This is a genomic window from uncultured Intestinibacter sp. (assembly GCF_902468165.1).
GTDB lineage: Bacteria > Bacillota > Clostridia > Peptostreptococcales > Peptostreptococcaceae > Intestinibacter.
This window is the reverse complement of record NZ_CABQXJ010000052.1, coordinates 1-21,127: the sequence shown is the minus strand read 5'-3', so window position 1 is coordinate 21,127 and position 21,127 is coordinate 1. Positions and strand designations below refer to the sequence as shown.

Below are 21,127 nucleotides of genomic sequence, written 5' to 3'. Positions count from 1 at the left end.
CTAAAAAAATTAAAAAGTCCGATTGAAAAAGATTTATATGCTAAATATTTGAGTGATTTAACAAATATAAGTATAGAATCAATTAGAGCTAGTGTAGGAATAAAAGTAAATAGCAATTATAATAAAACTAATAAAAGAAATACAAATGTTCATAAAAAAATAGAACAAATGTCAAAAATCCAAGATGGTTATCTAAAAGTAGAAGCTAAGTTTATAAAGTTATTGATGGAAAACAAAAACTTGAGAGAATCTGTATTACAAGATATAAATGAACAACAGTTTTTATTTGATGAAACAAAAGAAATTTTTAATTACATAATTAAAAATAGAGAATTGGACAAAATAACTATTGACAAAATTAAAAGTTTAAACATATCTGAAGAATATGTAAACAATATACAAAATATCCAAATTGAAGAAATTAATACTTATACTCTTGAGAGCACTAAAAACATAATTAAACAAATTAAGAAAAATATAATAGACAATGAGATAAAATCAATGTCCTATCAAATAAAAGAGCTATCAAGCAAGCTTGAATTATTGAAAAAAACCAATGGCAATACGAAAGAGGTAGATGAGAAAATTATGAATTTAAGTTTAGAAATTTTGAAAAAAGAAAAAATAAAAAAAGACTTATAGAAAGGAGGAGAAGTATTTATGGCAAGTAAAAAAGACAATAAAAGGTTAACGGCAAAAACATTAATAGACAAAGGTAAAAAGCAAGGTTCTTTAACATTATCAGAGATTATGGAAGCATTCTCGGAGACAGAACTAGACAAAGACCAAGTAGAAAATCTTTATGAAACACTTGGGAACTTAGGTATAGAAATAATAGAAGATAAAACTCAAAAAGCTGATGTTGATTTTTCTGATAATGATAACGATTTAATGGTAGACGATAATTTTGATGGAGTATCTGATGACGAACTTAAAAAAGAAGACGATGTAGAAATGGATAAAATAGACTTATCTCTTCCTAAAGGAATAAGCATAGATGACCCAGTTAGAATGTACCTTAAAGAAATCGGGAAAATTCCTCTTCTTAAACCGCATGAAGAAATAGAATATGCAAAGAGAATGATGGAAGGCGACGAAGTAGCAAAACAAAGATTAGTAGAAGCCAACTTAAGATTAGTTGTAAGTATAGCTAAAAGATACGTTGGTAGAGGGATGCTATTCCTTGATTTAATTCAAGAAGGAAACCTTGGATTAATAAAAGCTGTTGAGAAGTTCGACTATGAAAGAGGATTTAAATTCAGTACTTATGCAACATGGTGGATAAGACAAGCTATAACTCGTGCTATAGCTGACCAAGCTAGAACTATAAGAATACCAGTTCATATGGTAGAAACTATAAATAAATTAATAAGAGTATCTAGACAATTACTTCAAGAATTAGGACGTGATCCAAAACCAGAAGAAATTGCAAAAGAAATGGATATGTCTGAAGAAAAAGTAAGAGAAATAATGAAGATAGCACAAGATCCTGTGTCTTTAGAAACACCAATAGGTGAAGAAGAAGATAGTCATTTAGGAGACTTTATACCAGATGAAGATGCTTTAGCACCTGCAGAAGCTGCTGCTTATTCTCTACTTAAAGACCAAATAGAAGAAGTACTTGGCTCATTAAATGAAAGAGAACAAAAAGTATTAAAATTAAGATTTGGTTTAGAAGATGGTAGAGCTAGAACGTTAGAAGAAGTAGGTAAAGAATTTGACGTAACTAGAGAGAGAATTAGACAAATAGAAGCTAAAGCACTTAGAAAACTTAGACATCCAAGTCGTTCTAAGAAATTAAGAGATTATTTAGACTAAGATAAGAATTCGCCTGAAAAGGCGAATTTTTAAATTAATAATTATTTATAAATACACAATTTAAACTAGAGAGGATGAAATATTTGAAACTTACAGACAGACTATTAAAGATTGCATCATTAGTGGATAAAGATAAAAGATTAGCAGATATAGGTACTGACCACGGATATATACCAGTATACCTTTTAAATAAAAATACAATACAATACGCTATTTTAGGGGATGTAAATAAAGGTCCTTTAGATAATGCAAAAAAAGAAGTTATGAGAAATAACTTAATAGATAAAGTTGACTTGAGATTAGGTTCGGGAATAGAAGTTCTAAAACCAAATGAAGTAGATGAAATAATAATAGCAGGTATGGGTGGTATGCTTATAAACGATATATTAAAAGCAAATGAAGCAGTTGCACACACAACTGAAAAGCTAATACTTCAACCTATGCAAGCTCCAGAAGAACTTAGAATGTTCTTATACAAAAATGGATACAAAATAATAGATGAACATTTAGTTAGAGAAGAACACAGATTATACGAAATAATAGAGTGTAAATATGAAGGATTAAAGGAGCAAGATATAGAACCTATTTACTATGAAATAGGTCAAAAATTAATAGAAAAACAAGATCCTCTACTTAAAGATTTTATAGAAAATAAAATAAGAATAAACGAAAACATATTAAGAAAATTAGACGGAAAAGATGGAGATGCAGTTTCTCATAGAAAATCTATTATAAATAAAAAGATAGAGGAATTAAATAATTTATTGAATAAATAAGGAGGAATATATGAAACTTCGAAATTTAATTAATAAAATTGAAAGCAAATATCCTACTAATTTAGCATATTCATGGGACAACGTCGGGTTATTAGTTGGAGAATACGAACAAGAAGTAAAAAAAATATTAGTTACATTAGAAGCTAATGAAAAAGTAGTAGATGAAGCAATAGAAAAAGGTGTGGACTTAATAATAACTCACCATCCATTTATTTTTTCAAAAATAAATAGAGTTAACTCAGGTGATTTAAAGGGAAGACTTATCTTAAAATTAATAAAAAATGATATAAGTCTTTATTCAATGCATACAAATTTTGATATTGCAAAAGACGGACTAAATGACTACTTTATGGAGATTATGGGATTTGGAAATTGTGAGATACTAGAAGAGACTCACAGCGAAAAATTATATAAACTAGCTGTATATGTTCCAAAAGGTTATGAAGACGATATTAGAGGCGTTTTAGGGCAAAATAAAGCTGGTTATATAGGGAACTATAGCCACTGCACTTTCAACATCTCAGGAACAGGTACATTTAAGCCAGAAGAGGGTACTAATCCGTTTATAGGAAAGATAGGCGAAGTTGAGAAAGCAGATGAAGTTAAAATAGAGACTATTGTGCCTAAAAGCATACTAAATAAAGTAATTAAAGAAATGATAAAAGCACATCCATATGAAGAGGTAGCATATGACGTATATGAACTTCAAAATGAAGGTGAAAAACAAGGTCTAGGAAGAATTGCAAACTTAGATTCAGAAATAACTTTAGAAGAGCTTGCAAACAAAATAAAATATACTTTAAATATGGATAAGATAAGACTAGTTGGGGATTTAAATTCTAAAATAAAAAGAATTGCACTTTGCACAGGTGCTGGATCTGACTTAGTTAAATTATCAAAAATAAAAGGTGCTCAAGTTTTAATAACTGGAGATATGAAGTATCACGAAGCACAAGATGCTCTAGATATAAATATGAATGTAATTGACTGTGGACACTTTGACACAGAAGATATATTCAAAGATGTTATGAAGAGATTTATAGATAGCTTTGAAGAATTTGAAACAATTAAAAGTGATATTTATCTAAATCCATTTAAAATAATTTAATTTAAATATAAAAACTGTTGACAAAATTTACAAAACTGAATACTATATAAGTATGAATAATATAACTTAAATCCTTTGAAAAGGAAGAGTAGTTAAATTTAGGTTCAATATAGAGAGTTGAGGATGGTGGAATCTCGACAAGAAGAAATTTAATGAATGGGCCTTAGAGGAGTAAATTGAAATCAACTTTTGAAAGTAGACTTTACCGTGATCGCACGTTATAGCGAAAGAGTATGTTAGTACTTTAATAAGAGGTATATATTTATATACAATCTAGGTGGCAACGCGGATATTATCTCCGTCCTATTAATATAATAGGACGGAGTTTTTTAATTTTAAGAAAAATTAATATAAAAATACAAATTAAACAAATTTATAAACTTTCAAAGTGTTGATAAATTTATAATAAGTATCGAAATGAGGAAAAAAGGAGGTGTTAAAATGTTGTGAACTCCATTAGAAGGACTTGAGAAGATTGAATTTAAAGAAAATTTCAAAAATAAGAATTTTAGGAGGGTTTTAAAAAATGAGAACAAAAACAAATACGAGAAAATTAACATTAAATGCGATATTATTAGCTATGGGGTTAGTACTACATCAAGTAACACCACCTATATTTACAATTAAACCAGATACAACATTGATAATGTTATTTACACTTATGGTTATAAATAGAGATAGTTATAAAACTTGTTTAGTAGCAGGTATTATAGCAGGAATATTTGCAGGAATGACTAGTGCATTTCCAGGAGGGCAAATACCAAATGTTATAGATAAATTTATAACTACAAATATAATGTTTTTAGTTATGACACTTTCATATAAACTTCCTTTTATAAAATCTTTAGGAGATAAAGTTAAAGATCTAATAGTTACAGGTATAATGATGGTAGTAGGAACTTTTGTAAGTGGAACAATATTTTTAACAGCAGCTCAAATAATAGTCGGGCTTCCAGGAAACTTCACAGTGTTATTTATGTCAGTAGTAGTTCCAGCTGTAGCTATAAACTTAATAGTGGGAGTATTGATTTATAAAATAGTAAATGTAACTGTTCAAAAGGCAATATTAAATGCTTAATAAATATAAAATAATATATTGAAATCAAAATGAAAGAATACTGTTTTATCAGTGTTCTTTTATTTTTGATTTTAATAATATAAGTATAAAATATAAGTTAATATAAAATTATTGAGAAATTTATATCAATATATTAAAAAAATTTAATATATAAAAATATGCTCCAAAATACTTGTAAATAAAGGCAAAAAGAAAATATAATATAAGGTATATAGGGATGTAAATATGATTTGCTCTTTTATACGATAAGGTTTATAGGGGGGGACTTTATGAAATTTTTAAATAGAAAGAGTTATTTAATTGACTTTGTTGGGGTTTATCTTTTAATAATAGGGGGAGTTTTTACTGTTTTAAAAGATATGAATATATATTATATGTATCTTATCCTAATTATAATCAATGGAATAATTGGAATGTTTGCGTATATTATGAGTATTGTAACACTAAGCACATCAGAAGACGGTATTTATAAGGATTTAGCTAGAATTTTTGGAATAGTCTCAATAACGAATGCATTATTTGCAATATATGTATTTGATAATTTAAATTATGATACTTTAAATAAAGAAATTGAAATTACGCTAGTTAATTTAGGCGTACAAGCTTCACTATATATTTTATTTGTGTATATTTATAGTAAAAAAAATAAAATATATAAATTTAATAATATTGCTAATGTAATTGCGATATTTATACCAATACTTTATATACTTATAACTTGGACAAGCATAATACCTGATATATCTGATTATGTTAAAAATATATTTTGCAGCATTTTTTTAATCAAGTATATATATTGCATCTTAAAAATAGATAAGTTAAATAAACAATTTTATAATTATAACACTATAAGAGATATTAAGATTTTATTTATATGTAGAATTATCATATTATTATTTATGATTTTCTTAGGTGCTGTAGAATTTACAAATATATATCCACAGACATCATTTGGCAATAAGCTCAACTGTATAGGGCTTATATTTTTAAATTTTATTCATGTATATTTAGTATATACTATATGTTTTAGAGATATTATAAAAAGACCAAATAGAAATCTTTACTACAATTTATTAGATGAAAGAGAAAAACTAAAACAAAATATAGAAAAAATAGAAGAAGTAAATTTCAATATGGAATACTACAAAATAATCTATGAACAGCTTTTAAAAAACATGCCCAGTGGGATAATAATATCTCACAAACACAAGATAATGTTTGTAAATAATAAAGTACTAAAATTATTTAAATTAGATTCTGAGGAAAATATAATAAATAAAAATATATCGGATTTAATTTATAAAGAAGATAGAGAAAAATACGATAAAACAATAAAATCTATAGATAAAAACGAAAAAAAAGAAAGTGTAATTCACACTAGATTTTCATATAATAACGTGATGTTTGAAGCACAAGAAATAAGATTTTATGAAACTGTACATCAAAAGACATTTCAAGTTTCCATAATAGACAGTATAGAAGACAAGATAAAATTAGAAGATGCCAAAAGAGAATTACAATTAAGAGATGTAATGGAAAAAACAAGGGATGAAGTTTTGTCAAATATATCACATGAATTTAAAACACCTGTAAATGTAATATACTCAACCGTTCAAATACAAGATTTAAACCTACAAAAAGAAGATTATGATAAAATTTTAGAGTTTAACAAGCTTATAAAGCAAAACTGCAATAGACTTATTAGACTTATAAATAACTTTATAGATTCTACAAAACTAGAGAATAATAAAGTTGAAATACATAAAAAACGTGTAAATATAGTTTCTATTACAGAAGATATTACAATGTCTGTTATAAATTTTGCTAAAAGACAAAAAATAGATGTAGTATTTGATGCAGAACAAGAAGAATTATATTGCGATATAGATATAGACCAGATGGAAAGAATAATGTTAAATATACTTTCTAATGCTATAAAATATAATAAGCCAAATGGCAATATAGATGTGATTGTAAAAGACCGAAAAGAAAAAGTATATATAGATGTTATAGATAGTGGAATTGGAATACCTAAGGACAGAATAAACACTATATTTGACAGATTTGAGAGAATGGAAAACAAAAATGCTGTAATAAAAGAAGGAAGTGGCATCGGACTTAGTATAGTCAAAAAACTTGTAGATGCTTTAGATGGAGAGATAAATATAGAAAGCGAAGTTGATAAAGGAACTACAGTAAGACTTATTTTCAAAAAATCTAAAAATCAAAATGGAATAGAAGAAGTATACGATATATCACAACATTTAGAAGAAAAGGTAAATCTAGAAATGTCTGATATTAGCTGATAATATTTCTTGATTTTATATAAAATATTATTTTTTAAAATACAAATACTATTACTAATTTAAACTGATGAGGTGATTAGTGATGTTTTGCTGTGATGATAAAAGAAAAAAACAACAGGAATGTTGTTGTAAAGGCCTAGTAATAGGTGGTATACTTGCCGTTGCTTCCATAGTTGTTGTAAAAATATGCAAAAAAATAAAATGCAGAAAAATAGAAAAGATAATAGAAGAATTAGAAATGGAAGAAATGGACGAAAAAGATAAAGGAGAAGACGATACAAAAAAAAATACAGAATACGATCCAGAATTAAAAGAAAAAATAGACGAATTTAATTCTAGAAGACTGACAACAGAAAATGAAACTCTACACGAGAGATTATAAACTACAATTTAAATCAAAATAAAAATAAATAAGTATTAAAACAAATACTTAGAAAACTAAACAAAATAGATATGTTATAATTTAATTAAAAAGATTATGGCATATCTATTTTTATGTATAATATTAAAATTAAATATATAGGGGGAATCAAGGTGGATATGAAAATTTATAATAATAAAAATGAAATTGATACATCTAATTTTAGAGCATGGGCAGAAATTGATTTATCAAAACTTAAACACAACGTAGAAGTTATAAGAAAACTTTTGCATGATGATGTAGATATAATTGGTGTTGTAAAAGCTAATGCATATGGTCATGGAGATATAGTTGTATCAAAATATCTTGAGAGTATAGGTGTAAAACATTTTGCAGTTGCTTTTATAGAAGAAGCTATAAAGCTCAGAAAAAGTGGGATAAAAGGTGAAATAATAATTTTGGGATGGACCCCTTGTTGTCGAAAAGACGAATTAATCAAGTATGATTTATGCCAAACATTAGTAAGCGAAGAATATGCAGAAGAATTAAATAAACTACCGGGCGTAGTAAAGGGATATATAAAATTAAATACAGGAATGAATAGATTAGGCGAACCAAAGGAACATCTTGATTTAATAAAAAAGATGTTTGATTTAGATAATATTCAAATAGAAGGAATCTTTTCTCATTTATCTAGATCAGACAGTAATTTAGAAGTTGATATAGAATTTACTAAACAACAAATTTCCAACTTTGACTTTATATTAAATAAATTAAAAGAAGATGGGTATAAACCTAAAAATATACATCTTCAAAATAGCTACGGAATAGTCACTTATAGGGATTTACATTACAACTTAGTCAGACCAGGTATAATACTGTATGGAGTTCCAAGCGACCCATTAGACGATACCTTAAATCATCTTCCAGATAATATGAAATTTGAGGCGCCACTTTCTCTTAGATGTAAGGTAGCTATGGTAAAAGAAATAACACAGGGAGAGTCAGTCGGCTATGGAAACAACTACACTGCCACAGAGCATGTAAAAGTAGCTACTATAACTATAGGTTATGCAGATGGATTATCAAGACTTATATCTAAAAAAGATATGAAAGTCTTAGTAAATGGAAAATTTGCAAAACAAATAGGAAATGTATGTATGGACCAAATGATGATTGATGTAAGTGGGATAGATGTATATGAAGGCGATATTGTTACATTAATTGGACAAGATGGTGATAATTATCTACCTGTAAATCAGATAAGCTTACTTAGCAATACTATAACTAATGAGACACTTAGTGTTATAGGTGAACGTGTTAATAGGGTATATCATTTATAAGATAGACGTATAAAAAGTATTCCTGTATATAATAAAATTATAGGAATACTTTTTATATAAACCGCATAAAAATAGCATGTCTTATTTTTAATAAAATATTTTCGATATAAAATGAATATGTTCATTTAATATACTAGCGCCGATAAAGATTAAAATAACTCCACCTATAATTTGAGCGTAATTTTTAAATACAGAGCCTAATTTTTTACCTATTAATACTCCTAAAAAGCAAACGATTAAAGTTATAAGAAAAATACTAAAGCAAACAGGAAAGATTGATATACTTAAAAATGCAAAACTCACACCTACAGCTAGTGCATCTATACTAGTAGCGATAGATAATATAAGAATTTCTTTATTGTCTATTGTCGATATACTTTTCATATACGTGTCTTTTTCAGATTCATTTTTAAAATCTATTCTATTGCTTTCAACAGCTTCAAGAATCATTTTAAGACCGATAAAAGATAGTAAGAAAAAAGCTATCCAGTGGTCGATAGATTTTATGTAAGATTCAAATCTAATTCCTAAAAACCAACCTATAAAAGGCATTATACCTTGGAAAAAGCCGAAAGAAAATGCAATTTTAAAAGCAATTTTGGAATTTATATTTTTTAGAGTTATACCTTTAGTTACAGAGACTGCAAATGCATCCATAGAAAGTGCAAATCCAGTTAAAAAAATATTAAGAAAACTCATAGAGACCTCCTTAGATAAATTGTATATTCGTGTATATTTTTTGAGTGATTAGACCAAAATATACCTAGAATTAGATGTAAATAATTTATCTAATATGTAAATATACATAAAAGAATATATAAATAAATATGAAATTTTTTTTATATCTATTCTTAGTAAAATACAAAGGAGAGGTTTTAATATGAAAAAATGGGTATGTACAGTATGTGGTTACATATATGAAGGTGAAGAGCCACCAGAAAAATGTCCAGTCTGTGGTGTTGGAAGTGATAAATTCATAGAAAAAAAAGATAAGTTAGATTGGGCAGATGAACATCATGTCGGCTCTGCTAAAGGAATTGACGAAGAATTAGTAGAAGACTTAAGAGCAAACTTCTTAGCTGAATGTACAGAAGTAGGTATGTATTTAGCCATGGGTAGAGTTGCAGATAGAGAAGGATATCCAGAAATAGGTGCAGCTTACGATAAAATAGCAGGTGAAGAAGCTCTGCATGCTGCTAAATTTGCAGAACTTCTAGGCGAAGTAGTAGAACCATGTACAAAATCAAATTTAACTGCTAGGGTTGAAGCTGAGTATGGAGCTGCTGAAGGTAAATTAAAATTAGCTAAAAAAGCAAAAGAATTAGGACTTGATGCTATACACGATACAGTTCACGAAATGTGTAAAGACGAAGCTAGACATGGTAAAGCATTTTTAGGACTATTAGAAAGATATTTCGGCGAATATAAAAAATAAAATACAAAAGGTATGGGGTATATTTTTATATCCCATACCTTTTGTATTTAGATGTAATTTAAAATTTACTTTTAAAATTATTTAAAAATACTTAAATCATTCCAAATTAGTTTTTGTGAATTTCAATATTATATAATTTTAATATAAAATTGTATAATTTTATAAAAAGCAGATATAATATAAATATAAATTTAGAGAAAATTAAAAAAATACGAAAAAAATAAAAAATATTGTTGCGAATATATATTTTTTATCCTACAATGTATACATAATAAGAAATCAATAAGCTAAATACAGTGAAAAAGAAAGTAAATTTAAGATAGATTTACAGAGAGTAGAGGATGCTGGAAGCTCTATATGATACTTAAATTGAAATAACACTTTGGAGTAGTTAGAAGAAATTATATTTTATAAGAGTAAAGCTAAACGGAGTCTCACCGTTAAAGGAGAAAAAGTATATTAGTACTTTGCAGAGTTGGGCTTTTAGCCAACTAGGGTGGTACCGCGGAAATTATCCCGTCCCTATACATTAGTATAGAGACGGGTTTTTTAATTGAAAAATTAATGGGAAAATAATAATTAGTATAAAAGAAAGGGTGAAATTTATGCAGACAATAGAAAAAACATTAGATAGAACTTTTATAAGTGAACTTAAAGTTTCAGATGATGAAGTTGTGCTACTTAGAGGTTGGATATATAAAATTATTGATTTGAGTAGTGTAGTATTTATAAAATTAAGAGATAAAAGTGGTATTGTACAACTTGTGACAGATAAAGATCAAATAGAAGGATTAAAACTTGAAAATGCAGTAGAAGTAGTAGGTAAAAAAAGTGAAAATGAAAAAGCACCAGATGGAATAGAAATAATTGTAGATAAAATTAAAATACTAGGAAAAACATATTATGATAAACTTCCTTTTGAAATAAATAGTTTTAAAAATAAAGCAGCTTTAGAAACTCAATTAGACCATAGAACGATAGCACTTAGAAGGCCTGAAATAAGGGCAATATTTAAAGTACAAAATGAAATAGAGCAAGCGTTTAGAGATTATTTAAGAAGTAAAAACTTTGAACAAATACACACAGCAAAAATAATAGATTCATCTACTGAAGGTGGTTCAGAGATGTTTACAGTAAACTACTTTGATAGAAGATCTTTCTTAGCTCAATCACCACAATTTTATAAACAAATGATGGTGGGAGCAGGATTTGAAAGAGTATATGAAATAGGTCATGCATATAGAGCTGAACTTCACAACACTTGGAGACATTTAAATGAATATGTGAGTTTAGATGTTGAGATGGGATTTATAAAAGATGAATTTGAACTTATGGATTTAGAAGAAGGCTTTTTAGATTATTTATTTAAACATCTAAATAGAGTTTGTAAAAAAGAATTAGAAATGTATAAAGTAAAACTTCCTGATGAAGTTAAAATACCTAGAATAACTTTAGATGAAGCTCATAAAATCCTTCTTGAAAAATACAATAAAAAATCACCACTTGGAAATATAGATGCAAAAGGTGAAGAATTAATTTGTGATTATGTTAAAAAAGAATACGGCACAGAATTTGTATTTTTAACTAAATACCCAGTTACAAAAAGACCTATGTATACTATGCCTGATGATAAAGACAAAACTTTGACAAAGAGCTTTGATTTAATATACGATGGGCTTGAAATAACTACAGGTGGTCAAAGAATACATGATTACGAAATGTTAAAGGAAAATATAATTAAATTTGGATTAAACCCAGAAGATTTTGATTTTTATCTAGAAACATTTAAATACGGTATGCCCCCACATGGTGGATTTGCTATAGGTCTTGAAAGACTTACTATGAAAATACTAAAACTTTCAAACATAAGAGAGGCTGCTCTTATACCTAGAGATATGAAGAGATTAACTCCATAAGATAGTTATGGTAATATATAAATATAAAGTAGTATATAAAATTTAAAACTTGATAAATATCATATTTAAATAGAGTTTTAAAATAAAAATTAAAAGGAGAAATTATTATGGCAATTAGTAAAGATGAAGTTAAATATATTGCGCAATTAGCTAAGCTACATTTTGACGAAGATGAAGCTGAAAAATTTGCAAAAGAATTTGAAAATATATTACAACAATTTAAAACACTAGATGCACTAGACTTAGACGATGTTGTAGAAATAAGACCTACAGTATCTGTAACTAGAAAAGACATTCCTAAAAAATGTGAGATAGAAGATTTATTTAGAAATGTAAAAACAATGAGAGGTACTGCAATAGAAGTGCCAAAAATCATTGAGTAGGAGGACTTTATAATGAGTATAAAACAATTAGTAGCTAAAATAAAATCTGGCGAAGTAAAAAGTTATGATGTTGTTAAATCATATATAGATACAATAGATAAAAGAGAAGATAAAGTAGATGCTTTCTTATTACTTCAAACTGATGAAGCTCTTAAAAAAGCACAAGAAATAGATGAAAAAGTAGCTAAAGGTGAGAATTTAGGATTACTTGCCGGGATACCAATAGCGATAAAAGATAATATATGTACACATGGTGTAAAGACAACTTGTGCCTCAAAGATGCTTGAGGATTTTGTGCCACCATATGATGCAACAGTAATTAAAAAATTACAAGCTGAAGATGCAATACTTATAGGTAAGACAAATTTAGATGAATTTGCTATGGGATCTTCAACAGAAAACTCAGCTATGAAGGTTACAAAAAACCCAATCGATTTAACTAGAGTTCCTGGTGGGTCTTCTGGTGGTTCTGCGGCTGCTGTTGGAAGTGAAATGGTTCCACTAGCACTAGGTTCTGATACTGGTGGCTCAATAAGACAACCTGCATCATTTTGCGGTATAGTAGGTATGAAACCAACTTATGGATTAGTATCTAGATTTGGGCTTATAGCTTTTGGTTCATCACTTGATCAAATTGGGCCATTTTCAATGAATGTAGAAGATAATGCTTATCTATTAGATATAATTGCAGGAGAAGACGACTTAGATTGTACTACTGCAAAAGGACGCGAAAAGGTAGATTATACAAAACAATTAGGTCAAGACATAGCAGGTATGAAAATAGGTATACCAAAAGAATTTATAGAAGAAAAGGGATTAGACCCTGAGATAAAAGAAATAGTACTTAAAGATTTAGACGCATTGATAGAATTAGGATGTGAAGTAGAAGAATTTTCCCTACCGATAACTAAAGACGGGCTTGCTCCATACTACATAATATCTTCTGCAGAAGCTAGTTCTAACTTAGCTAGATTTAACTCAGTTAGCTACGGATATAGAGCAAAAGACTACACATCAGTAGACGATATGATAGAAAAAAGTAGAAGTGAAGGTTTTGGTAGTGAAGTCAAAAGAAGAATAATGCTTGGAACATATGCATTATCATCAGGATATTATGATGCTTATTACAATAAAGCTCAAAAATTCAGAACAAAGTTAAAACAAGACTTCAAAGAAGCATTTAAAAAATACGATATAATACTTGGACCAGTTTCTCCAATACTTCCATTTAAAATAGGAGAAAGGTGTGAAGACCCTACTGCAATGTATTTAGCTGATATATATACAATAAATATAAACTTAGCTACAATGCCAGCATTGTCAATGCCAGGAGGAAAGAGCAAAGAGGGACTTCCAGTAGGTATCCAATTAATAGGAGATACATTTAGCGAAGATAAGATATACAAAGTTGCTTATCAACTTGAAAAGAAATTAGCACTACAATTTGATAGAGAGGTGTAGATTATGGTATATGAAACAGTCATAGGGCTTGAAATACATGCCGAATTAAAAACAAAAACAAAGATATTCTGTAGCTGTTCTACAGAATTCGGTAAAAAACCTAATGAAAATACTTGTCCAATATGCTTAGGTATTCCAGGGACTTTACCAGTATTAAATGAAGATGTAATAAAACTTGCAGTAAAGGCTGGAACTGCTCTTGGTTGCAAGATAAATAACTACAATAAGATGGACAGAAAAAACTACTTCTATCCAGACTTGACAAAAAACTTCCAAACATCACAATACGATATACCTATGTGTGGTGAAGGTTTAGTTAAATTCGATTTTGAGGGAAGAGAAGTAAAAGTAAGAATAAACAGAATACATATAGAAGAAGATGCAGGTAAACTTGTGCATTTAGAAGATGAACCATTTTCACTAATAGATTACAACAGATGTGGTGTACCTCTAATAGAAATAGTTACAGAGCCAGATTTAAGATCTCCTGCAGAAGCTGCAGAGTTTATGAGACAATTAAAAGGAATACTTGAATATGCTGAAGTATCTGACTGTCGTATGGAACAAGGTTCAATAAGATGTGATGCCAATATATCTATAAGACCTGTTGGACAAGAAGAATACGGAACAAAAGTCGAAATAAAAAATATAAACTCATTTAGAGAAGTTCAAAAAGCTCTAGAGAGAGAAGAAAAAAGACAAAGAGAATTATATCAATACGGTGAAGAGTATAAAATAAGACAAGAGACTAGAAGATGGGATGCAGCAAAAGCCAAAACTTTACCAATGCGTTCAAAAGAAGAAGCTCATGACTATAGATATTTCCCAGAACCAGATTTAACACCTATTATAATTGAGCAGTCTTTTGTAGATAAAACAAGAGAAAATCTTCCAGAAATGCCTGCAGAGAAAAAACAAAGATTTATAAGAGATTATAAAATACCTCAAAAAGATGCATCTATAATAATATCTAATAAAACTCTAGCTCATTTTTATGAAGATACTGTAGCTTTTGGTGTAGATCCTAAAGTAGTAGACAACTATATCTTAGGAGATATGTTGAGACTTCTAAACTTTAAAGGATTAGAACCAGAAGATATAAAAATGGAACCTGAAAACTTAGCTCATCTAATTAAAATTATTGATGAAGGCAAAATAAGTAAGACAGCTGGTAAAGAAGTATTTGCAGAGATGTTCGATACTAATAAATCACCAGAAGTTATAATAAAAGAAAAAGGACTTACTCAAATAAGTTCATCTGACGAACTTGAAAAATTAGTTGATGAAGTTTTACAAAATAACCCACAATCAATACAAGACTTTAAAGCTGGTAAAAAACAAGCTGCAGGTTATTTAATGGGTCAAGTGATGAAAGCTTCAAAAGGACAAGCAAATCCTCAAATTGCTAAAAAGATGCTAGAAGATAAATTATCTATTTTAGTTTAGTTAAAAAATTGATACACATTATAAATTGATTTAAAAGAACCATTATGTAATAATTATTCATATAGTGGTTCTTTTTAAATTTATATCAGTACTGAAATAAAAACATATAATAATAGTGAATATATTGCAAAAGAGGGGAATTTATGAATATTTTATTTAAAAAATCTGTACAGAGAATAATACTTCTGGCAATTTCGTTTTTAATACAAGTAGCAATAATAATATTTTTCTTATTACAATATAGTGAGTATTTCTTTAACTTCTATATAGCTTCTCTAGCGCTTAGCATTGTAATAGTTTTTATAATTATTAATAGTAAAAGTAATCCTAGTTATAAAATTGCATGGATTATTCCTGTGATGATTTTCCCCGTATTTGGTGGGCTTTTTTATCTACTATACGGTGGAAATAAACTCAGTACAAGAGAAAAGCTTAAGATGGCGATACAAAATATAGAGATGACACACTCTTTAAAACAAAATGATAAAATAATGCAAAAACTACAAGAAGATAATATATATGCAAAAAATCAAAGTGAATATATATTAAATTATGCAAAATGCCCTGTTTATAATAATACAGAGACGACTTATTTTAAAATTGGGGAGGAGAAGTTTGAAGCTCTTTTGAAAGAATTGAAAAAAGCTAAAAAGTTTATTTTTTTAGAGTATTTTATAATACAAGAGGGAAAAATGTTCAACTCAATATTAAAAATTTTAGAAGAAAAAGTAAAACAAGGTGTTGATGTGAGGGTTATTTATGATGATGTAGGGTGTATAATTACACTACCACATAATTATCAAAAAAAATTAGAAGCTAAGGGGATAAAATGCAAGGTATTTAACCCAGTTAAACCCTTTTTTACAAGAAGGCTTAATAATAGAGACCACAGAAAAATAGTAGTGATAGATGGGGATGTAGGATTTACAGGAGGTATAAACTTAGCTGATGAATATATAAATGAATATGAAAAGTATGGATATTGGAAAGATGCAGCTATAATGTTAAAAGGTGATGCAGTTTGGAATTTGACTATAATGTTTTTATCTATGTGGGACTATATAGATAATCGAGAAGAAGATTATATAAAATTTAAACCGTCAAAAGATAAATATTACAACACAAATGGATATGTGCAGCCTTTTGATGACAGTCCTCTTATAAATGAACCAATAGGTGAGACTGTATATTTAAACTTGATAAATAAAGCAAAAGATTATATTTATATAAATACTCCATACTTAATAATCGACAATGAGATGGCGACTGCACTTAAAATAGCATCAAAATCTGGCGTAGATATTAAGATAGTAACACCTTATATACCTGATAAGAAATTTGTCCACGCTGTTACAAAATCATATTATGAATCATTTATAAAAGATGGGATAGAGATTTATGAATTTATACCTGGGTTTATGCATGCCAAGACCTTTGTTGTAGATGATGAATACGCAGTAGTTGGAAGTATAAATTTGGACTTTAGAAGTTTGTACTTACACTATGAATGTGGTGTATGGCTTTATAAAACAGATAGTATAAGTGATATAAAAAAAGATTATTTAGATACATTGAAGAAATGCCATAAAGTTACTATGGCTGAATGTAAAAATACTAGTGTGATAAGAAAGTTTGGAAGGTTAATTATAAGGATGTTTGCTCCACTACTATAAATTTATTTAATATATATAATTAAAAGAGAAAGGTGTATATTTATACAAAATAAAAATATGTTAAAAAAATATATAGACTTAATAATAGGCTTTTTACTTATTTTTTACTTTTTTATTATAAATACAATGTCGTTTTTAAGATTTAAATATTTATTTTTAGTTTTAGGGATGTTTTGTTTTATATATCATTTTACAAAAAAGTATTTAATAAAAAAAGAAAAATTATATAAATTTGCCAAGAAAATACTTATGATATTTATTTCTATATTTATCTTAGTTGAATCTATAATGGTATTTTATCCAAAGCAAAATTTAAACTCAGATTGTGACTATATAATAGTCTTGGGTGCATTAGTAAATAAAACAAATATAAGTAAGAGTTTGCAAGATAGATTAGATACTTGTATAGAATACTTAAATAAAACAAAACAAGAAAAAATGATAATAGTCTCAGGCGGTAGAGGAAGAGGAGAGGATATAACTGAGGCCTCGGCAATGAAAGACTATCTAGTATCAAAAGGTATAAATAAAGATATGATTATAATGGAAGATAAATCTAAAACTACAAAAGAGAATTTTGATTTTTCTAAGAAAATAATAGAAAATCTATCTAATAAAAAGATAGAAGACCTAAAAATAAAAGTTATAACGACTGATTTTCACACTTTGAGAAGTAAAATTATTTCTAGAAAGAGTGGATATAAACAAATGAGTTTTTATACATCAAAATCAAATTCAAAATTAGCAATTTTAAATTATACAAGAGAATTTTTTGCATTAATAAGCAATATAGTTCTCAATTATTAAAAAAGTAAAATATGATTAACAAATTAAATATAAATAATAATATCTATGTATTATAAAAAACAAAAACACCTTTAAAAGGTGTTTTTATTTTTTGTTAATTGATGAAGTTGACATTTAAGTCGATTTCATCGCTAGTTATATGTAAATCATCTTCTATTAGATAATTTAAAGTATTTTTAAAGAAGTATTCATCCTTTTTTGATAAGATAAATGGACACTCCTTCTTGTTTAGTATATCCCCATTGATCTCTTCTATTAAGTAACCATCTTTTAATTCGACATTAATTTTTAAATTGTATATAGATTTAGTGTGGGTATGTTTGAAATATGTATCTAAAGATTTAAAAATTAAGTCAAATAAATTATTTTTTAAAGCGATTTCTTTGTTTTCCCCGCAATTTTCACAATAAAAATAATTAGATGAACTTTCTGATATTATACATGAATTTTCTCCTTTGCAATTACTACAAAAATCATTCATTTGTATTCCCCCCTGATGTATATAATATATGAAATTTAATGTTGATTAAATAATAACTCAAATATTGGTAAAAATCAAAGGTAAGAAATGTAAAAACAGGATTAACTGTAAAATAATATTATATTAAAAGATAAAAAATATATATCTCCAATATTTTTTGAAAATATGTTATTATATATGAGACAAAAAAGTATGGAGGAGGAAATAAAGTGGAAGAAATCTCGAATATGAACTTTGATCACTTATCTTTTGCAACAGTTATGAAGAAACTGTCAAATTGGGTATTAGATGACGGTATAAATATGGGTGTAAAACTTATAATAGGTGTTCTAGTAATAATTATTGGATTTAAAGTGATAAATAATATATCTAAGAGATTTTTAAAATTTGCAGAACTTAAAGCTGTAGATGTAACAATCGTTAAGTTTTTAAAATCATGTATAAATATATCTCTAAAATGTATATTATTATTAGTAATAGTAGGCGGATATTGGGATATTAAACTTACAGGACTAGCTGCAATATTAGCTTCTGCTGGGGTTGCTGTAGGTTTAGCGCTTCAAGGAAGTCTATCAAACTTTGCTGGAGGATTTATAATCCTATTTTTAAGACCATTTAAAGTAGGAGATTATATACAAGCATCAGGATTTGAAGGTACAGTAGAGCAAATAGGAGTATTTTACACAAATTTAGCTACTATAGATAATAAATTAGTTATGATACCAAATGGTACATTATCCAACGGAAGTCTGATAAATTATTCAGCTAAAGAAACTAGAAGAGTAGATTTAGTATTTTCAGTTGCATATGATTCAGATTTATTAAAAGTTAGAAAAGTATTAAAAGAAATAGTGGACAATCATAAACTTATCTTATCAAAACCAGATCCATTTATAGGACTTATCCAACACAATGCAAGTTCTCTAGATTTTGCAGTTAGAGTGTGGGTGAAAAATTCAGATTACTGGCCAGTATATTTTGATTTATTAGAAACAGTTAAAACAAGATTTGATAAAGAAGGTATAGATATACCTTATCCACAAATGGATTTACATTTTAAAAACCAACAATAAATAAAAGAGCTAAAAGTATTTAAATATATTTTTAGCTCTTTTTTGTTTATTACAATTTTCTTAAATATATTCTTACATAATTGTTATTAAAATGTAAGAATAATTAAATAAAAAATACATTTAAATAGGTTATAATCATATTATAAGATAATTCTAAAAAAGAGCATATTTATAAGAGATTTAAAATATAAAATAAATAAGTGGTTAAAATAAAGATGAATCTCTTTAAAATACAAGTTTTATAATGTTAAAACTAAGGAGAAAGATATTATGGAATATATACAAGCTTTACAAAATTTAGTTCAGGATTATTGGGTACTTTCATTATGTGTAGGATTTTTCAGCACATTTATAGAGAGTTTTATACCTATGCTACCATTAGTTGCATTAATAACTGCTAATGCAGCATTATTTGGGATGTTAAAAGGTTTTTTAATATCGTGGTTAGGCTCTGTTATGGGGACAATATGTTTATTTTTAATAATTTATAAAATAGGTGAAAATAGTAAAATACTAGATAAAATTAAAAGCGATAAAATACAAAAGGCTATTTTATGGATAGAAAAAAGAGGATTTAAACTATTATTTATAGCTTATGCATGTCCATTTTTACCTGCATGTGTGATTACTATTGCGTCTGGAATAAGTAAAAGACACAAGACTACATTTATCTCAGCAGTATTATCAGGTAAATTCATCATGTTTTTAGTTATAAGTTATATAGGTCAAGATATATATGGATTTATCACAAGTCCAGTTAAGATTATAGGTTTTTGCGCAGTAGTATTTATAGCATGGAAATTAGGTAATAAATTAAATAAAGATTTAGATTATATAGAAGAAAAAGTAGTTAATAAAGAAAAAGAAGAGCAAGAACAAGAAGAATATATTGAAGCGAATAAAAAAGTTAGATAAAAGTATATAGATAATAAAATTAGAGGTTATTTTAACCTCTAATTTTGTTTAATAACCTATTTTGATTGTAATTTTGAGAAGCTTGTCGCCAATTTACAAAATTAAAGAAGTTATCCACAAGTGCGCTTTTATTGGAATAAAGCTCTTCGTCTATATTTAAACATAAGATTATTTGATGTTTATAAATTATTGGACAAGAGATTTCTTTGGAGGTAGTCAAGTATAATTCATTTTGAGAATTTTTGGCTAAGAAAATCCAAGTCGATTTTGAATCTAAAGCTAATTTTTTAAATTCAGATTTAAAGTTATCAAAAGATGAAAATGACTTGTTTATTTCTTTTAAAAGTTTACCTTTTACGAATGTTTTTTCAGGAGATAAACTTTTAAAAAAATACTCATAATTTAGAGCGTGTGAAGCATTCATCTTTACTTTTAAGGCTATATTATCTGGCATAGAATCTAAATTAGTTAAAATCTCTTCTAAAGAAGCATCTTTAAATTCTTTATTATCTTTTAACTCATAATTTAGATTATCTAAATAAGCGTTGTATTGACAATATGAGTACTTTAATGTATCTGTGTCTATAAATTTATTTAAGTCATAAAAGTTATAGCTTAGCTCAATAGGCCTTAAATTAAATGATTCTAGCGCATAGGAATAATCAAGATAGTTATTAATATTTAATATAAAAATAAAATCGTTCTAATAATGACATTTGTTTGTAATAAAAAAGGCAGTAAAATAAT

At 27.3% G+C, this 21,127-nt stretch carries 19 protein-coding genes, 1 pseudogene and 2 other annotated features; of the genes and pseudogenes, 17 read left to right on the top strand and 3 right to left on the bottom strand.

Going from position 1 to position 21,127, the window contains the following annotated elements:
* From RDX53_RS09885 to vanT, 8 genes and pseudogenes are all read left to right on the top strand, one after another.
* A pseudogene (locus RDX53_RS09885) lies at positions 1 to 642 on the top strand (DNA primase); the annotation flags it as partial.
* An 18-nt stretch (positions 643 to 660) separates the two neighbouring features.
* Positions 661 to 1,818 carry an RNA polymerase sigma factor RpoD gene (gene rpoD / locus RDX53_RS09880; RefSeq protein WP_295676629.1) on the top strand — a complete coding sequence of 386 codons (1,158 nt, stop codon included), beginning with the start codon at positions 661 to 663 and terminating at the stop codon, positions 1,816 to 1,818.
* 83 nt (positions 1,819 to 1,901) lie between these two features.
* Positions 1,902 to 2,594 (top strand): class I SAM-dependent methyltransferase, encoded by a 693-nt coding sequence (locus RDX53_RS09875; protein ID WP_295676656.1) that lies wholly within the window; start codon positions 1,902 to 1,904, stop codon positions 2,592 to 2,594.
* Positions 2,595 to 2,604: 10 nt separating this feature from the next.
* Positions 2,605 to 3,702, top strand: coding sequence for a Nif3-like dinuclear metal center hexameric protein (locus RDX53_RS09870; protein WP_307994072.1), 1,098 nt, complete (start codon positions 2,605 to 2,607; stop codon positions 3,700 to 3,702).
* 66 nt (positions 3,703 to 3,768) lie between these two features.
* Positions 3,769 to 4,011 (top strand) — a binding site (T-box leader).
* A 217-nt stretch (positions 4,012 to 4,228) separates the two neighbouring features.
* The gene (locus RDX53_RS09865; protein ID WP_295676625.1) at positions 4,229 to 4,780 is read left to right on the top strand and encodes a tryptophan transporter; all 552 of its coding nucleotides are present in this window, start codon (positions 4,229 to 4,231) and stop codon (positions 4,778 to 4,780) included.
* A gap of 269 nt (positions 4,781 to 5,049) precedes the next feature.
* Complete coding sequence (locus RDX53_RS09860; RefSeq protein ID WP_307994071.1) at positions 5,050 to 7,086, top strand: PAS domain-containing sensor histidine kinase; 2,037 nt, start codon at positions 5,050 to 5,052, stop codon at positions 7,084 to 7,086.
* An 82-nt stretch (positions 7,087 to 7,168) separates the two neighbouring features.
* Positions 7,169 to 7,468 carry a hypothetical protein gene (locus tag RDX53_RS09855; protein ID WP_195930977.1) on the top strand — a complete coding sequence of 100 codons (300 nt, stop codon included), beginning with the start codon at positions 7,169 to 7,171 and terminating at the stop codon, positions 7,466 to 7,468.
* A gap of 158 nt (positions 7,469 to 7,626) precedes the next feature.
* Positions 7,627 to 8,790 carry a serine racemase VanT catalytic subunit gene (gene vanT / locus RDX53_RS09850; RefSeq protein WP_307994074.1) on the top strand — a complete coding sequence of 388 codons (1,164 nt, stop codon included), beginning with the start codon at positions 7,627 to 7,629 and terminating at the stop codon, positions 8,788 to 8,790.
* Positions 8,791 to 8,877: 87 nt separating this feature from the next.
* Here the strand turns inward: vanT and RDX53_RS09845 are convergent, their stop codons facing one another.
* Positions 8,878 to 9,489 (bottom strand): manganese efflux pump MntP family protein, encoded by a 612-nt coding sequence (locus RDX53_RS09845; protein ID WP_195930979.1) that lies wholly within the window; start codon positions 9,487 to 9,489, stop codon positions 8,878 to 8,880.
* Positions 9,490 to 9,670: 181 nt separating this feature from the next.
* On the opposite strand from RDX53_RS09845, the gene RDX53_RS09840 reads away from it, so the two are divergent.
* The 7 genes from RDX53_RS09840 to RDX53_RS09810 all read left to right on the top strand — a co-directional run bounded on the left by RDX53_RS09840 (position 9,671) and on the right by RDX53_RS09810 (position 17,911).
* On the top strand, positions 9,671 to 10,225 hold the full coding sequence (locus tag RDX53_RS09840) for an NADH peroxidase (protein WP_195930980.1): 555 nt from the start codon (positions 9,671 to 9,673) through the stop codon (positions 10,223 to 10,225).
* 287 nt (positions 10,226 to 10,512) lie between these two features.
* Positions 10,513 to 10,752 (top strand) — a binding site (T-box leader).
* 78 nt (positions 10,753 to 10,830) lie between these two features.
* Complete coding sequence (gene aspS / locus RDX53_RS09835; protein WP_307994070.1) at positions 10,831 to 12,141, top strand: aspartate--tRNA(Asn) ligase; 1,311 nt, start codon at positions 10,831 to 10,833, stop codon at positions 12,139 to 12,141.
* Between the two features lie 107 nt (positions 12,142 to 12,248).
* Positions 12,249 to 12,524: an Asp-tRNA(Asn)/Glu-tRNA(Gln) amidotransferase subunit GatC gene (gatC, locus tag RDX53_RS09830; RefSeq protein WP_195931544.1), complete on the top strand. Its 276-nt coding sequence runs from the start codon at positions 12,249 to 12,251 to the stop codon at positions 12,522 to 12,524.
* Between the two features lie 12 nt (positions 12,525 to 12,536).
* The gene (gene gatA, locus RDX53_RS09825; protein ID WP_307994069.1) at positions 12,537 to 13,985 is read left to right on the top strand and encodes an Asp-tRNA(Asn)/Glu-tRNA(Gln) amidotransferase subunit GatA; all 1,449 of its coding nucleotides are present in this window, start codon (positions 12,537 to 12,539) and stop codon (positions 13,983 to 13,985) included.
* A gap of 3 nt (positions 13,986 to 13,988) precedes the next feature.
* Complete coding sequence (gene gatB / locus RDX53_RS09820; protein ID WP_295676613.1) at positions 13,989 to 15,431, top strand: Asp-tRNA(Asn)/Glu-tRNA(Gln) amidotransferase subunit GatB; 1,443 nt, start codon at positions 13,989 to 13,991, stop codon at positions 15,429 to 15,431.
* Positions 15,432 to 15,574: 143 nt separating this feature from the next.
* Complete coding sequence (gene cls, locus RDX53_RS09815) at positions 15,575 to 17,104, top strand: cardiolipin synthase (protein ID WP_307994068.1); 1,530 nt, start codon at positions 15,575 to 15,577, stop codon at positions 17,102 to 17,104.
* Positions 17,105 to 17,353: 249 nt separating this feature from the next.
* Positions 17,354 to 17,911, top strand: coding sequence for a YdcF family protein (locus tag RDX53_RS09810; protein WP_307994066.1), 558 nt, complete (start codon positions 17,354 to 17,356; stop codon positions 17,909 to 17,911).
* A gap of 94 nt (positions 17,912 to 18,005) precedes the next feature.
* On the opposite strand, the gene RDX53_RS09805 is transcribed toward RDX53_RS09810, so the two are convergent.
* Positions 18,006 to 18,392, bottom strand: a complete 387-nt coding sequence (locus RDX53_RS09805) for a hypothetical protein (RefSeq protein ID WP_295676607.1) — start codon at positions 18,390 to 18,392, stop codon at positions 18,006 to 18,008.
* A gap of 209 nt (positions 18,393 to 18,601) precedes the next feature.
* Between RDX53_RS09805 and RDX53_RS09800 the strand changes: the two genes are divergently transcribed.
* Positions 18,602 to 19,465 carry a mechanosensitive ion channel domain-containing protein gene (locus RDX53_RS09800; protein WP_331607145.1) on the top strand — a complete coding sequence of 288 codons (864 nt, stop codon included), beginning with the start codon at positions 18,602 to 18,604 and terminating at the stop codon, positions 19,463 to 19,465.
* A 270-nt stretch (positions 19,466 to 19,735) separates the two neighbouring features.
* A complete protein-coding gene (locus RDX53_RS09795; RefSeq protein WP_195930861.1) occupies positions 19,736 to 20,380 on the top strand; it encodes a TVP38/TMEM64 family protein in 645 nt (214 codons plus the stop codon).
* Between the two features lie 31 nt (positions 20,381 to 20,411).
* On the opposite strand, the gene RDX53_RS09790 is transcribed toward RDX53_RS09795, so the two are convergent.
* On the bottom strand, positions 20,412 to 20,834 hold the full coding sequence (locus tag RDX53_RS09790) for a Fe-Mn family superoxide dismutase (RefSeq protein WP_307994063.1): 423 nt from the start codon (positions 20,832 to 20,834) through the stop codon (positions 20,412 to 20,414).
* Between the last annotated feature and the right edge of the window lie 293 nt (positions 20,835 to 21,127).

Coding starts and splice junctions, on each gene's coding strand:
- rpoD (WP_295676629.1), top strand. CDS start 661: ATGGCAAGTAAAAAAGACAATAAAAGGTTAACGGCAAAAACATTAATA.
- RDX53_RS09870 (WP_307994072.1), top strand. CDS start 2,605: ATGAAACTTCGAAATTTAATTAATAAAATTGAAAGCAAATATCCTACT.
- RDX53_RS09865 (WP_295676625.1), top strand. CDS start 4,229: ATGAGAACAAAAACAAATACGAGAAAATTAACATTAAATGCGATATTA.
- RDX53_RS09860 (WP_307994071.1), top strand. CDS start 5,050: ATGAAATTTTTAAATAGAAAGAGTTATTTAATTGACTTTGTTGGGGTT.
- RDX53_RS09855 (WP_195930977.1), top strand. CDS start 7,169: ATGTTTTGCTGTGATGATAAAAGAAAAAAACAACAGGAATGTTGTTGT.
- vanT (WP_307994074.1), top strand. CDS start 7,627: ATGAAAATTTATAATAATAAAAATGAAATTGATACATCTAATTTTAGA.
- RDX53_RS09845 (WP_195930979.1), bottom strand. CDS start 9,489: ATGAGTTTTCTTAATATTTTTTTAACTGGATTTGCACTTTCTATGGAT.
- RDX53_RS09840 (WP_195930980.1), top strand. CDS start 9,671: ATGAAAAAATGGGTATGTACAGTATGTGGTTACATATATGAAGGTGAA.
- aspS (WP_307994070.1), top strand. CDS start 10,831: ATGCAGACAATAGAAAAAACATTAGATAGAACTTTTATAAGTGAACTT.
- gatC (WP_195931544.1), top strand. CDS start 12,249: ATGGCAATTAGTAAAGATGAAGTTAAATATATTGCGCAATTAGCTAAG.
- gatA (WP_307994069.1), top strand. CDS start 12,537: ATGAGTATAAAACAATTAGTAGCTAAAATAAAATCTGGCGAAGTAAAA.
- gatB (WP_295676613.1), top strand. CDS start 13,989: ATGGTATATGAAACAGTCATAGGGCTTGAAATACATGCCGAATTAAAA.
- cls (WP_307994068.1), top strand. CDS start 15,575: ATGAATATTTTATTTAAAAAATCTGTACAGAGAATAATACTTCTGGCA.
- RDX53_RS09810 (WP_307994066.1), top strand. CDS start 17,354: ATGATATTTATTTCTATATTTATCTTAGTTGAATCTATAATGGTATTT.
- RDX53_RS09805 (WP_295676607.1), bottom strand. CDS start 18,392: ATGAATGATTTTTGTAGTAATTGCAAAGGAGAAAATTCATGTATAATA.
- RDX53_RS09795 (WP_195930861.1), top strand. CDS start 19,736: ATGGAATATATACAAGCTTTACAAAATTTAGTTCAGGATTATTGGGTA.
- RDX53_RS09790 (WP_307994063.1), bottom strand. CDS start 20,834: ATGCCAGATAATATAGCCTTAAAAGTAAAGATGAATGCTTCACACGCT.